General features: G+C 68.0%; 12 protein-coding genes. 4 read left to right on the top strand and 8 right to left on the bottom strand.

Features of this window, described 5'->3' with window-relative positions; all coding sequences use genetic code 11:
• The first annotated feature begins 1 nt into the window (after nucleotide 1).
• Genes MAA44156_RS13555 through MAA44156_RS13540 form a run of 4 tightly spaced genes read left to right on the top strand, consistent with a single transcriptional unit; the run spans nucleotide 2 to nucleotide 4,709 of the window.
• Nucleotides 2-1,639 carry an acyl-CoA synthetase gene (locus tag MAA44156_RS13555; RefSeq protein ID WP_009975796.1) on the top strand — a complete coding sequence of 546 codons (1,638 nt, stop codon included), beginning with the start codon at nucleotides 2-4 and terminating at the stop codon, nucleotides 1,637-1,639.
• Entirely contained in the window at nucleotides 1,636-2,466 is an 831-nt protein-coding gene (locus MAA44156_RS13550; protein WP_009975797.1) for an amidohydrolase family protein, read from the top strand. The genes MAA44156_RS13555 and MAA44156_RS13550 overlap by 4 nt, the downstream gene beginning before the upstream one ends.
• Nucleotides 2,467-2,468: 2 nt before the next feature.
• The gene (locus tag MAA44156_RS13545) at nucleotides 2,469-3,515 is read left to right on the top strand and encodes an acyl-CoA dehydrogenase family protein (RefSeq protein WP_003873159.1); all 1,047 of its coding nucleotides are present in this window, start codon (nucleotides 2,469-2,471) and stop codon (nucleotides 3,513-3,515) included.
• The gene (locus MAA44156_RS13540) at nucleotides 3,516-4,709 is read left to right on the top strand and encodes an acyl-CoA dehydrogenase family protein (protein ID WP_009975798.1); all 1,194 of its coding nucleotides are present in this window, start codon (nucleotides 3,516-3,518) and stop codon (nucleotides 4,707-4,709) included.
• Between the two features lie 116 nt (nucleotides 4,710-4,825).
• Here MAA44156_RS13540 and MAA44156_RS13535 read toward each other — a convergent pair whose 3' ends face one another.
• The 8 genes from MAA44156_RS13535 to MAA44156_RS13500 all read right to left on the bottom strand — a co-directional run bounded on the left by MAA44156_RS13535 (nucleotide 4,826) and on the right by MAA44156_RS13500 (nucleotide 13,407).
• The gene (locus MAA44156_RS13535; RefSeq protein WP_009975800.1) at nucleotides 4,826-5,971 is read right to left on the bottom strand and encodes a thiolase family protein; all 1,146 of its coding nucleotides are present in this window, start codon (nucleotides 5,969-5,971) and stop codon (nucleotides 4,826-4,828) included.
• A gap of 54 nt (nucleotides 5,972-6,025) precedes the next feature.
• Nucleotides 6,026-7,240 carry a CaiB/BaiF CoA transferase family protein gene (locus tag MAA44156_RS13530; RefSeq protein ID WP_011724241.1) on the bottom strand — a complete coding sequence of 405 codons (1,215 nt, stop codon included), beginning with the start codon at nucleotides 7,238-7,240 and terminating at the stop codon, nucleotides 6,026-6,028.
• Between the two features lie 22 nt (nucleotides 7,241-7,262).
• Nucleotides 7,263-8,465 carry a cytochrome P450 gene (locus MAA44156_RS13525; protein ID WP_009975803.1) on the bottom strand — a complete coding sequence of 401 codons (1,203 nt, stop codon included), beginning with the start codon at nucleotides 8,463-8,465 and terminating at the stop codon, nucleotides 7,263-7,265.
• A 128-nt stretch (nucleotides 8,466-8,593) separates the two neighbouring features.
• A complete protein-coding gene (locus tag MAA44156_RS13520) occupies nucleotides 8,594-9,436 on the bottom strand; it encodes an SDR family NAD(P)-dependent oxidoreductase (RefSeq protein WP_009975804.1) in 843 nt (280 codons plus the stop codon).
• 41 nt (nucleotides 9,437-9,477) lie between these two features.
• Nucleotides 9,478-11,130: an acyl-CoA synthetase gene (locus MAA44156_RS13515; protein WP_009975805.1), complete on the bottom strand. Its 1,653-nt coding sequence runs from the start codon at nucleotides 11,128-11,130 to the stop codon at nucleotides 9,478-9,480.
• Between the two features lie 8 nt (nucleotides 11,131-11,138).
• Complete coding sequence (locus MAA44156_RS13510) at nucleotides 11,139-11,771, bottom strand: PaaI family thioesterase (protein WP_009975806.1); 633 nt, start codon at nucleotides 11,769-11,771, stop codon at nucleotides 11,139-11,141.
• Nucleotides 11,768-12,397 carry a cysteine hydrolase family protein gene (locus MAA44156_RS13505; protein ID WP_009975807.1) on the bottom strand — a complete coding sequence of 210 codons (630 nt, stop codon included), beginning with the start codon at nucleotides 12,395-12,397 and terminating at the stop codon, nucleotides 11,768-11,770. The genes MAA44156_RS13510 and MAA44156_RS13505 overlap by 4 nt, the downstream gene beginning before the upstream one ends.
• Nucleotides 12,394-13,407 carry a Rieske 2Fe-2S domain-containing protein gene (locus MAA44156_RS13500; RefSeq protein WP_009975808.1) on the bottom strand — a complete coding sequence of 338 codons (1,014 nt, stop codon included), beginning with the start codon at nucleotides 13,405-13,407 and terminating at the stop codon, nucleotides 12,394-12,396. Before MAA44156_RS13500 ends, MAA44156_RS13505 begins: the two co-directional genes overlap by 4 nt.
• Between the last annotated feature and the right edge of the window lie 103 nt (nucleotides 13,408-13,510).

The raw sequence follows: 13,510 nt of genomic DNA, 5'->3' as shown, positions 1-13,510 counted from the left end.
CGTGAGCGAATGGACCATAGGGGCGGTTCTCGACGAAATCGCCGACGTCATCCCCGACCGCACGATGACGGTGTGCGGCGACCGCCGCAGCACGTTCGCCGAGTCGGCGGACCGCACCCGCCGGTTGGCGAACTTCCTGTCCGGCAACGGATTGGGCGTGCACCGGGAACGCGCGGTCCTGCAGAACTGGGAGTGCGGGCAGGACCGGGTCGCCCTGGTCATGCACAACGATCTGTACCCGGACATGGTCGTCGGCTGCCTCAAGGCGCGCACCGTGCCGGTGAACGTCAACTACCACTACACGCCGCGTGAGGTCGGTGAGCTCTTCGACTACCTGAGACCGCGGGCGGTCATCTACCACCGCGGGCTGGGGCCGAAGTTCGCCGACGTCCTCGGCCGCGGCGACGTCGACCTGCTCATCGCGGTCGACGACGGCAGCGAGGCCCCGCAACTGCCGGGCGCGGTGTCGCTAAATGATGCTCTGGCCCAAGGCGATACCGGTCACCCGGTGCCGGGATCGCCTGACGATCTGCTGATGATCTGCACCGGCGGGACGACGGGCCGGCCCAAGGGGGTGCTGTGGCGCCAGTCCGACATCTACGTGTCGTCGATGGTGGGGGCGGATCACGCCTGCGCTCAGGAGATCCGCGACAAGGTCAGCGGCGCCGCCGGGGCGCCGTGGTTCGCCGTCTCGCCGCTGATGCACGCGGCCGGCATGTGGACGGCGTTCGCGGCGATCATGTCGGGGACCACCGTGGTGCTCTACGACACCGGCAAGAAGCTCGACCCGCGATCGGTGTGGGAGACCGCCCAGCGTGAGCGGGTCGGGATGATGACCATGGTCGGCGACGCCTACGCGGCACCGCTGGTCGCCGAATTGCGGCGCGGCTCATATGATTTGTCGTCGCTGTACGCCATCGGCACCGGGGGAGCGGCAACCAACGCCAAATACCAGCAGGCCCTGCTGGAGCTGCTTCCCCACATCACTCTCATCAACGGTTACGGGTCGTCGGAGACCGGCAACATGGGATTCGGCCACAGCCGAACCGGCACCCGAACCGACACCTTCACACTGCGCGAGGGTGGGCTGGTGCTCGCCGAGGACTACAGCCGCTTCCTTTCCCCCGGCGAGCCGCAGCTGGGCTGGGTCGCCCGCGAGGGACGAATCCCGTTGGGGTACTTCGACGATCCCGACGCCACCCGCAAGACCTTTCCGGTGATCGACGGCAAACAAGTGGTGATCTCCGGAGACCGCGCCGCCCTGGAACCCGACGGAACACTGCGGTTGTTCGGGCGGGACTCGCTGGTGGTCAACACCGGTGGGGAGAAGGTCTTCGTCGAGGAGGTCGAGGAGGTGCTGCGCGCCCACCCGGCCGTCGCCGACGCGCTGGTGGTCGGGCGGCCCAGCGGGCGTTGGGGCGAGGAAATCGTCGCGCTGGTGGAACTTCGTGCCGGAACCGGTGCCGCCGCCGACGAGTTGCACGCGCACTGCACGTCGCGGCTGGCGCGGTTCAAGGCGCCCAAGGAATTTCTGTTCGTCGCTGCGGTTCAGCGCCTGGGCAACGGTAAGGCGGATTACCGTTGGGCCAAACGTCACGCTGTCACCGAAGCTAGCGAGAAGGCGCCGATGTCGACATGAAAGCAATCGATTGTCTGGTCAACGTGCACTTCGGCGAGACCGAGAAGCAGCCGACGTGGATGCTCAAGGTGCGCGACGACTACTTCAAGGGACCGGCGTCGATGTTCGCGCCCGTCGAGTTGTCCGAGCTGATCGACGAGATGGACGCCCAGGGGGTGCGCAAAGCCATCCTGATGGACAACCTGGCCAAGCCGTCGGTGACCGCGCGCAAGTTCGTCGAGGACAAGCCCGAGCGTTTCGCCCTGGCGATGGGTGGGGTGAACCTGCTGCGGCCGATCCCGTCCCTGCGCGAGCTCGGCGCCGTCGTCGCCGACCTGCCCGTCGCGTATGCCGCTGTAGGACCGAGCTTTTGGGGGGATGGCCAGTATCCGCCCAGCGACGCCGTCTACTATCCGCTCTACACCAAGTGCGCCGAGCTCGAGCTGCCGCTGTGCGTCAACACCGGCATTCCCGGGCCCCCGATCCCGGGGGAGGTGCAGAATCCGATCCACCTCGACCGGGTCTGCGTGCGCTTCCCGGAACTCAAGCTGTGCATGATCCACGGCGCGGACCCTTGGTGGGACGTCGCCATCAGGCTGTTGCTCAAATACGCCAACCTGCGCCTGATGACGTCGGCCTGGTCGCCAAAGCGGTTGCCGGAGAGCCTGTTGCACTACATGCGTACCCGCGGGCAGGACAAGGTCATCTTCGCGTCCGACTGGCCGGTGCTCAAAATGCATCGCGTCGTCCCCGAGGCGGCCGGGTTGGATCTGCCCGCCGACGTGCTGGAAAACTACCTCTACAACAACGCGCACGAATTCTTCTTCGGTGGCCACAAGGAAGGCTGAGTATGGACCGCTATGAACTGCGCAGGCTCGACTACAGCCTGACCGACGATCACCAGGCGTTGCAGGCGGCCTACCGCGATTTCTTCACGACGCACTGCCCGATCGAGACGGTACGCGCCGCGGAGGAGACCGGCTTCGACAAGAACCTGTGGGAGCGGTTGTGCGCCATGGGCGCAACGAGCATGGCCGTCCCGGAATCCGCCGGCGGCGACGGGGCGACGCTGGTCGACCTGACGTTGGTGGCCGAGGAGATCGGCAGGTCGCTGGCGCCGGTGCCGTGGATCGACCAGGTCTGCACCGCCCGGCTGCTGGCCCGGCTCGGTGCGGTGGAACCCGATGTCGTTCACGGCAAGCGGCTCGCGGGGTTCGATCCGCAGCACGACAGCCTGTCGGGGCCCCGGCTCATCCCGACCGGGTCGATCGCCGACGCGATCATCGTGCGCGACGGCGACGACGTCGTCGCGCTGAGCTTCGGCACCCGCCCCGCGAAGGTGGACAACATCGGCCGGCTGCCCATGGCCTGGGTGGATCCGGCGGCGGCCGACACCCGCACCGTGCTGGCCGGCGGATCGGATGCACTCGCGGAATATCAACGCGCACTTGACGAGTGGCGCGTGCTCACCGCCGCGGCGCTGGTCGGCCTGGTGGAGGAGACCATGACGATCGCGGCCGAGTTCGCCAAGACCCGCTACACGCTGGGGGTGCCGATCTCGACGCTGCAGGGCATCTCGCACCCGCTGGCCAACATCGCGATCACCGTGCAGGGCGGCCGCAACCTGGCCCGGCGCGCGGCCTGGTTCCTGGACAACGAGCCCGACGAGCGGCCGGAGCTGGCGCCCTCGGCGTTCGTGTTCATGGCCGAGGAAGCGGCGAAGGCGGCCACCATGGCGGTGCATGTGCAAGGCGGGCTTGGTGTTTCGGCGGAGGCGGCGGCGACGGCGTATCTGGTGCGGGCCCGCGGCTGGGCGCTGGCCGGCGGGGATCCCGGGGCCAGCGCGAAGTACATCGGCGAGCTCGTCGCCGCACGGGAAAGCGGAAAGGGCGCATAGGTGGACTTCTCACGTGTCACGCTGTCCGACGAGGACCAGCGATTCCTGGACGAGGCTCGCGAGTTCCTGCGCACCCATGTGACCGACGAGGTCAGGCGCCGGGACCGGGAAACCGGCGACAACTTCGACGAGGGCGTGCACCTGGCGTTGGGTGCGGCCGGCTATCTGGAACGCGAATGGAAGCCCGAGGCCGAGGGCGGTTTCAGCCGGGTGCAACGTCGCATCTGGGAGCTGGAGAAACGACGCGCCCACGTGCCCTGGGTGACCTGGGGGACCACCGCCATGGTGGCCCGCTCGGTGGCCAAGTTCGGGTCCGAGGAGTTACAGCGGGAAGTGCTGCCCGGCGTGTTCAGCGGGCACGTGCGGCTGTGCCTGGGCTATACCGAACCCGAGGGCGGATCCGATGTGGCCACCTGCAAGACCAGGGCGGTCCGGGACGGCAACGGCTGGATCATCAACGGCTCCAAGATGTTCACCACCGGGGCGCACAACTGCCAATACGTTTTCCTGATCACCAACACCGACCCCGATGCGCCGAAGCACAAGAGCCTGACCATGTTCCTGGTGCCGCTGGACTCGCCGGGCATCGACATCCAGGGCATCCGCACCGTCGACGGGGACCGCACCAACATCGTCTACTACAGCGACGTGCGGGTCGACGACAAGTATCGGCTGGGCGACGTGAACGCCGGCTGGACCGTGTTGCGCGAGCCGCTCAACGTCGAGCACGGGGCGGTGGCGGCGGCCCCGGACGGGCTGCAGGACGTGTCGATCATGATGCACCAGGCCGGGTTCATGGCCGACACCCTGGACAAGGTCGCGGCCAAGGTCACGCTGCCAGACCCGCACGGGCGCAGGCTCATTGACGATTCGGCGATCGCGTATCGGTTGGGCCGCAACGCCGCGCGGATGGAGGCGGCGCTGAGCGCGCCCAGCATCTACGGACGCGTCGCCCTCGCCCAGACGATGCGCGACATCTCCCCGGACCTGATGGACATCCTGGGCACGGCGTCCGCGCTGCCGGTCGGCACCGACGGCGCGGCCGACGACGGCGCCTCCGAATACGTCTTCCGGTTCGCCCCGCTGGTCGGCATCTACGGCGGCACCCTCGAGGTGTTCCGCAACATGATCGCGCAGTACATGCTCGGCCTGGGCAAGCCGGCCTACGCGCCGGTGGCCCAGCGCGCCAGCTGACGGCGGGTGCCGGCGCGCCTCCTGCCGCGCCTCCTGCCGCGCCTCCTGCGCGCCGAACGTGCACTGGCCGCGAAATTCCGCGCACTTTTTCGCGCTGGGTGCACGCTCGGCGACGGTCAGGTGGTGAGGATGGTGGCCGCCGCGGTACCCGGGGCACCGTAGAGCTGAGCGAACCCGACGCGCGGCTCACCGGCCACCTGCCGATCGCCGGCTTCGCCACGCAATTGCCGCACCAGCTCGTGGATTTGGCGCAGGCCGGACGCGCCGATCGGTTCGCCGTTGGCGATCAGCCCGCCGTCGGTGTTGATCGGCATCGCGCCGGTGATCTCGGTGACTCCGTCGGCGAGCAGCTTCTCCTGCTCGCCGTCGGCGCAGAACCCGCACTCCGCCATGTGGATGATCTCCGCCCCGGCGTCGGTGTCCTGCAGCTGGATCACGTCGACGTCTTGCGGTGCCACACCGGCCTTTTCGAACGCGGCCCGCGCCGCGTACACGGTGGGCGCCACATCCTCGTCGACCGGGGCGAAGGTGGTGTTCACCTCGTAGGCGCCGTAGCGGCGGGTGCGCACCTCGACCGCGCGCAGATAGACGGGCTTGGCGCTGTACCGGTGCGCGATGTCGGCCCGGCACATCACCACCGCCGCCGCGCCCTCGTCGGGCGCGCAGAACATGTACTGGGTGAGCGGGTAGTTCAGCATCGGCGAGTTGAGGATCTCATCCTCCGGGATCGGCTTGCGCCGGAAGGCATTCGGGTTGCGGGCGCCGTTGCGGAAGTTCTTGGCCGCGACCTTGGCCAGGGTCCGCTGCGAGATGCCGTGCTGGTGCAGGTAGCGGTTGGCCTTCATGCCGAAGAACTGTGTGGTGAGGTACTGCCCATTCTCGGCATACCAGCGCGGCATCCCCACCAGGGCCGGGTCCTCGGTGAACGCACCCCGCGGGTGCTTGTCCAGGCCGATGGCGATGCCGATGTCGTAGTCACCGAGCCGGATCCCGTCGGCGCACGCCTTGGCGGCACTGGCCGCGGTCGCGCAGGCATTGAACACGTTGGTGAACGGAATGCCCGAAAGCCCCACCATGCCGACGATCGCGTCCGGGTTGGCCACCGTCCAGCTGCCCCCGGTGGCGGCCTGGATGTCCTTCCATTCGACACCCGCGTCGGCCACCGCGAGCTGGATGGCGTCGACGGCCATCTCCATCGCGGACTTGCCCTCGAAGCGGCCGAACGGGTGCAGGCCGACGCCGATGATGGCGACGTCATTCATTGGCGCCGCTCCTCCTCATCGCTTCGCTCTGCATCGTCGCGGCGCGACTCGCACTCACGCAATGGCTCCTGCATTCTTGAGCTCCTCGATGCGGTCCCAGTCCATCCCCAACTCCATCAGCACCAGCTCGGTGTGCTCACTGGCCTGGGGTGCCCTCGTCGTGGCGAGCGGCTCGTGATTGAACTGCACCGGACCGCGCACCACGCGGAAAGGCTTTCCGCCGCCGGCGAGTTCGACCTCGGCGATCATGTCGTTGGCGATGGCCTGCTCGTCGTCGATCAGGTCGAGCAGGCTCTGGAACGGTGCCCACTGGCCCTTCATCGTCTTCAGATGCTGGCGCCAATAGTCAAAGGGCTTGGCGGCGAACGCCTTTGCGATCAGCTCGGCGGCCGCGTCGGCGTTCTGGATCAACGGCAGCACATCACAGAACCGGGGATCGTCGGCCGCCTCGGGGATGCCGAGGTGCTCGAACGTGTCGCGGATCAGCCCGGTCGGGCTGATGATGCACAGGTTGATGGTGCCGCCGTCGGAAGTCTCATAGTTGCCCATGAACGGATTCACCGACGGCGCCCCGGCACCCGGCATCGGGGTGCGCATCACTTCGCCGGTCTCCATGCCCTGCGTCACGCTGGCGCCCGCCGCCCACCATGCCGTGCTCAGCAGCGACACGTCGAGCTCGACGGCCTCGCCGGTGCGTTCACGGTGCAGCAACGCCGCCGAGATCCCGCCGGCGATGAACATGCCGCCGATGGAATCGCCGAATGCGGGAATGCCTTGTCCCAGTGCGCCGCCCAACTCCTCCGGCGTCAGCGCGTAGCCGATCCCGCTGCGCGTCCAGAACGCCGTCCCGTCGTAACCGCCGACGTCACGCTCGGCGCCCTTGTCCCCGTACGCCGAACCGCGGGCGTACACGATGTTCGGGTTGACCGCCCGGATGTGCTCCACGTCGAACTTGTGCTTGCGACGCTGCGCGGGCATGTAATTGGTGAGGAACACATCGGAAGTCTTGGCCAGTTCGTAGATCACCTCCTGGCCGCCCGGCGTGGACACGTCGACCCCGACGCTGCGCTTGCCCCGGTTGGGGTGCTCCATCAGCGGGTGACGCTCCGGATCAACCTGGATGCCACCCATGTTCACGAAGCCGCGCTGGGTGTCGCCGCGCACCGGGTGCTCGACCTTGATGACGTCGGCTCCCCAGTCCGCCAGGATCGCGCCGGCGGCCGGGACGAACGTGAACTGCGCAACCTCGAGGACCCGAAAGCCCTGCATTACCTTCACCATTCCCGGGACCCTACTTGGCGTCGAAGGTAACCGGAAGTGCCGTCGGAGACCGAAACGGCTGACCGTGGATGTGCGGGTCGTCGTCGCTGAGCAGGGTGACGTTGGTCAGCCGATTCAGCAGGCATTCCATCGCGACGCGCGTCTCCAGCCGCGCCAGATGCAGGCCCAGGCAGGTGTGCTCGCCGGCGGCGAAGGAGATGTGCGGCACGTGTTTACGGAAGATGTCGAATTCCTCGGAACGCTCCCAGCGCCGCTCGTCGCGGTTCGCCGAACCGATGCACACGCCGATCACCGAACGCGCCGGAATCCGCACGCCTTGCAGTTCGGTGTCTTCGGTGGTGAACCGCTGCACGGTGGTCAGCGGCGTCTCGAAGCGCAACCCCTCCTCGATCGCCGGCGCCAGCAGCTCGCGATCGGCCTGCAGCGCGGCGAACTGGTCCGGGTGGGTCAGCAGCAGATACAGCAGGTTTCCCGACGACCGGTAGGTGGTTTCCAGCCCGGCCGGCAACAGCAGCCGCAGGAACGAGTAGATGGCCTCGTCGCTGAGCTTTTCGCCGTCGATCTCCGCGGTGACCAGGTCGCCGATAATGTCCTCGGTGGGCTGGGACTTACGTTGTTCGATCTGCTCGAGGAAGTAGTCCTTGAGCGCCGCCGACGCCTCGAAGGCCCGTTCGTAGTCGACGTGGTAGCTGATCAACTGCACCGCGCGGGTGTGGAACATCGGCAGGTCTTCATCGGGCAGCCCGAGCAGCCGGGCGATCACCCGGGTGGGGAACTCGAAGGTGAATTGCCTTACCAGGTCGGCGGTTCCGGCATCGATGAACTCGTCGATCAGCGCGTTGCAGATCGGGCGCACGATGGTGGGCTCCCACCGGGCCAGCGCCTTGGACTTGAACGCCGCAGACACCAGGTTGCGGTGGTCCCGGTGCTTCTTGCCCTCCATCGCCAGGATCGTCGGCCCCATGAACAGCCCGATGGTCTTGTCGTACGGCTTGGAACTGAACACCCGGCCGTCGCGGAACACGGTGTTGACCGCGTCGAAGGACACCGCGGAGTATTCCTGCTTGGGCATCAGGGACTCCGGCGTCTTGGAGTAGTCCATCACCGTGCCGGCGAACACGCCGGCCTCGCGGCGTTTGCGGGCGAAGAACGGGTAGGGGTCACGCAGGCTGACGGTCTCGCCTCCGGCGGCGGTGGGAACGTTGGTCGTCACCTGATCTCCAGCATCTTGATCTCAGCACGATCGAACACTTCTTCGTAAGATCATACTGTAATTATTACAGTAGACAATATGGCGGGGCCATGCCCCGATCGCCACCGGCTGCGGCGCCGCAGGTGTGGTCAGCGTCCGGAGTGGGCCGCGCGGGAGTCGGTCAACCGCGCGGCACGCGCCAGCAGGCCCGCATAAGCCACGCCGAGCAGCCGGGGCAGCGCCGCCATCGCCCGTCCGTCGGCCCCGATCAGGATCCGGGCCCGGTTCTTCTCGGCGCCGCGCAGGATGAGCCGGGCGGCCCTGGCGGGGGTGGTGAGCGCCGCCCGGTCGAAGAGCTGGGCGGCCAGGTCGGGATCCTCGGTGTCCGAGGTGCGCATGTTGGCGCCGAAGTTGGTACGCACGACTCCGGGGTGCACGCAGTGCACCGTCACCGGATGGCGTTCGATGATCATCTCCTGGCGCAGGGCCTCCGTGAAACCGCGCACCGCGAACTTCGACGTGCTGTAGGCCCCTTGGTAGGGGACCGCGATGAGACCGAAGGCGCTGGACAGGTTGACCAACCGCGACGGCCGCCGGTCGGAGCCGGCTTCGATGAGTTGCGGCAGAAAGGCTTTGGTCCCGTTGACCACACCGCCGACGTTGATGCCCATCAGCCAGTCGAAGTCCTCCCAGGACATGTCGGCCACGCTGGCGAACAGGTCGACGCCGGCGTTGTTGAACACCATCGAGGCGGGTCCGTGCTTGCGGCGCACCTCATCGGCGAAGCCCAGCACCGCATCCCGGTCCGCCACGTCGATGCGATACGGCGTGACCTGTCCGGGCCCGCACGACGCCTGGGTTTCGGCCAGGCCGTTGTCGTCGATGTCGGACGCCGCGACATGCGCGCCGCCCGCGGTGAGCGCCTGCGTCAGCGCCCGGCCGATGCCCGAGCCGGCGCCTGTGACCACCACGACCCGCCCTTGGTACTTCATCGGTGTGCTCCTAGCCTAAAAGCGCTCGGCCCCAGCGGGTTTCATCCGTCCACCGCCTGCTCGCGCGCCCACCGGTAATCGGCCTTGCCCGACGGGCTGCGCTCGATCACCGGACGGAACACGATCGCCTTGGGAAGCTTGTAGCGCGCCAGCGAATTCGATGCGTGGGCGATCAATTCTCCGGCGTCGACGGCGGCGCCGTCGGACAGCGCGACCACCGCGACGACTTCCTGGCCCCACCGTTCACTCGGCCGTCCGGCCACCACCACGTCGGCCACCGCGGGATGCGACGCGATGGCCGTCTCGACCTCCTCGACGAAAATCTTCTCGCCGCCGGAATTGATGCACACGGAGTCGCGGCCCAGCAGCTCGATATGGCCGTCGGCGTGGTGGCGTGCCCGGTCGCCCGGCACCGCGTAGCGCACCCCGTCGATGACCGGAAAGGTCTTGGCGGTCTTGGCGGCATCGCCCTTGTACCCGAGCGGGACATAGCCGCGCTGGGCCAACCAGCCCATCCCCTCGTGCCCGGGCGGCAGGATCGCCGACAGGTCCTCGGCCGCCACGAAGGTGTCCGGGCCGGCGTTGAAGGTGCCGGTCGCCACCGCCCCGGGCGTCGACATGTGGTGCATCTGCGCCCCGGTCTCCGACGACCCGACGCCGTCGACGACCACCGCGTTCGGCAGTACCTCGATCAAGCGCTGCTTGACGAACGGGGTCAGCAACGCGCCGCCGTTGGCCACCACGGCCAGCGACGACACGTCGGCGATCCCCTTCTCGATGGCCGCGACCAACGGGCGCGCCATCGCGTCACCCACCACCGTCACCACCATGACCTTTTCCCGCTCGATGGTGCGCACCACGTCCTCGGCGTCCAAATGGTCGACGACAGTGGGGAAGACGACCGTCTGGCCGGTCGTGATCGCCGTCATCACGCTCCACTGGGCCGCGCCGTGGATCAGCGGCGGCAGGATCATCAGCTTGGTTCCCGGCCCCGACGCGGCGCGCTGCACGATCTCGTCGATCGACGACGAGGGCTCGCCGGTCATCAGGTTGCGCCCCCCGAAGGACGTCATGAAGATGTCGTGCTGACGCCACAACACGCCCTTGGGCATTCCCGTGGTGCCGCCGGTGTACAGCACGTACAGGTCGTCCGGACAGTGCCGCACCGGCGGTGGCTCCGCGGACACCGACGCCAGCGCGTCCTCGTAATCCACTGCGCCGTCGAGTAATTCGTTGCCCGACTCGTCGGCGATCTGGATGAGCACCCGAAGCCGCGGCAGGTCGGGCAGGATCTCGGCCACCCGGGGCGCGAACGCCGCGTGGTAGATCAGCGCGGTCGCCTCGGAGTCCGCGAGCAGGTAGTGCAGTTCGCTTTTGACGTAGCGGAAGTTGACGTTGAACGGGGCGACGCGCGCCGCGAGGGCGCCCAGCAGCGCTTCGACGAATTCGTTCCCGTTGTACGCGTAGAGGCCGAGCAGGTCCTGGCCCACCTCGTGGCCGGCCAGCGCCTCGCGCTCGGTGTGGCATCCCAGACCCTGGGAGTGCAGATACGCGGCGAGCCGGTTCGACCGTTCGATCACCTGCCGGTAGCTGTAGCGACGGTCGCCCTGGATGATCAGCTCGCGGTCGGGAATCGCGGCCGCGACGGCCTTCGCGACCGCCGGTACCGTGAATGCTGTTGTGGTGTCGGACATTTTGCCTCTCACGGCTGGTGGGGTAGCAGGCGGACCATCAGGCCGGTGGCCTCACTGAGCAGCGTGCCGTCGGCCGCCGTCATGCTAGCGGAGATGAAGATCTTGCGGCCGTCGACGTCGGTGATGCGGCCGTGCGCCGTCAGCGGCGCGTCGATCGGGGTGACGTTGCGGTAATCCACGTGTAGGAAGGCGGTGCGCGTGGGTGGACAGTTCGCGCCAGACACCACCATGCCGAACAGCCAGTCGTAGTAGAGCGGGATCATGCCGCCGTGCACGGCGTTGTTGCCGCCCACGTGCGATCGGGTGAAATGCCCCTGCATGGTGACGCCGTGCGCGCCGGAGTCGACGACGGTCCACGGCGGCAGCAGCGGGTGGCCGAGGCCGGGCCGTTCGATGACCCGCCCGGCCGGCGACACGCCTTCGGGAACCTGGTGGCCGTCCAGCACCGCGCAGGCGTCCTCGACGTGCCGGGCGGCGACGGTCCACAGCGGATCCGCCGGGTTGGTGGCGACGGTCAGGTCCTGCAGCCGGCGCAGCGCGGCGACCAGCCGGCCCAGACCCGGCGGCGCCGACTCGGCGGGCTTGATCTCGGGGAATCCGCCGGCAGACCCGTCCAGCGTGCCGGGTGCGGTGTCGGTCATGGCCGGCTCCAGGCGCGCAGCAGCTCGTCGGTGGTGGTGATGGTGGCCAGCAGCGACAACGTGTTCGCGATGACCGCCTCGCCGTACTCGGCGGGGACGCCGGCGACGGCGTCGCGCGGGACGACGACGCGGTAGGCGGCGTTGACCGCATCCATGACGACGTTGGGAATCGCGATGTTCAACGAGACGCCGACCACCACCAGGGTGGACACGCCCAGGTTGCGCAACACCGCGTCGAGGTCGGTACCGCCCATCGGGCCCACGCCATGCCACCGGCTCAGCACCAAATCGCTTGGCGCGGGGCCTAATTCGGGCAACAGCGTGGCACCCGGGGTGCCGGGGGAGATGTCCACCCGGCCTTGCCCGGAGCGGCGACCCAGCGCGAAGATCTTGGCGTTGTGATTGGAGCCCAGTCCGTCCGGGCGCCGCTGCACCAGGCAGTGCACGATTCGCACACCGGCGGCGCGGGCCGGCGGCAACAGCCGCACGATGTTCGGCAGCGCGACCCGGCGGGCTTCCGCGGCCAGCGCGCCCAGGCCGGCGTCGGGACCGACGACCGCGCCCTGGACTTCTTGCGTGATGACGGCGGTGTGCGCCGGCGCCACCAGCTCTGCCAGGTCCGTCATGCCGGTGACGACGTTCCGGCCGGCGGCAACTCATAGAATTGGGTGGCCCATTTGCGCAGTGCCATATAGCCTTTGGCGTCGACCTTGGACAGCGGCGGGTGCTCGACGTATTTCTGGTAGCGCCAGATCTGCAGATCGTCGAAGACGGTGGACAGGAACTGCTTTTCGATGACCTCGCGCAGCTTGCCCTCGGGCACGTCGGCGGTGTCGCCGGGGACGCGGGGCCACCAGATCGAATAGAACAGGTCCGAGCACTCGTCGTCGACCGGTGTGCAGGTGAAGATCAGCCGATGGTTCTGCGCACCTTCGAAGACGCTGATCGCCCCGCCCAGGCCGAACAGGTGGCTGTGGAAGCGCAGCGCGAGGGCCTCGGGGTCGTCGCTGTTGGCATCGGGCCAGCCGGCGACGAACTGCCATTCCTGCTCGACGATCTTCCAGTCCAGCACCCGCGGCGTCACCGTGGCGTGGTGCACGTACTCGAAATGGGCGCTGTCGGGCGCGTTTTCGGCCACGATCTGCGGATGCACCGGCTCACGCTCGGCGCGCCGGGAAAACTCGGGGTAGGCCCGGTAGTAGGCCGCCGGGTCGGTCTCGAATTGCGGGAACTTACCGAAGATGTCCGGCATCTCCCACTGCGGCTCCTTGCCGTGCGGCTGGTGCCAGACGAACACGCAGTCGTACTGCTCGCGCACCGGGTACACCTTCAGCCGCAACCCGCGGTTGGGCCGATCGGGTTGGTAGGGGATGTAGCGGTTGGTGCCGTCGGGCCCCCAGCGCCAGCCGTGGAAGGGGCACTGCACGCAGTCGCCGACCACCGTGCCACCGTGCCCGAGATGGGCGCCCAGGTGTTTGCAGTGCGCCTCCAAGATGTGCAGTTCGCCGGACTCGTCGCGGTAGGCCACCAGGTCCTCGCCGAAATAGTGCAACGGGCGCACCTCTCCGATGGGGAACTCCGGTGACCAGCCGACCATGAACCAGCCGGTGACCTTCCAGGTGAAGGGGACTTTCACGCCAGCGCCTCCGATACGTTGATACTAAGTCCATTACAGTATAGATTTCAGCAGTCCGGCCGTCGCGCGGCAAGGAGTGACATGACGACAGCGGCTGACCAGC

Source organism: Mycobacterium avium subsp. avium, from assembly GCF_009741445.1.
Taxonomy (GTDB): domain Bacteria; phylum Actinomycetota; class Actinomycetes; order Mycobacteriales; family Mycobacteriaceae; genus Mycobacterium; species Mycobacterium avium.
Note: the sequence above shows the minus strand (reverse complement) of the source record. Positions and strands in the feature narration are given on the sequence as shown.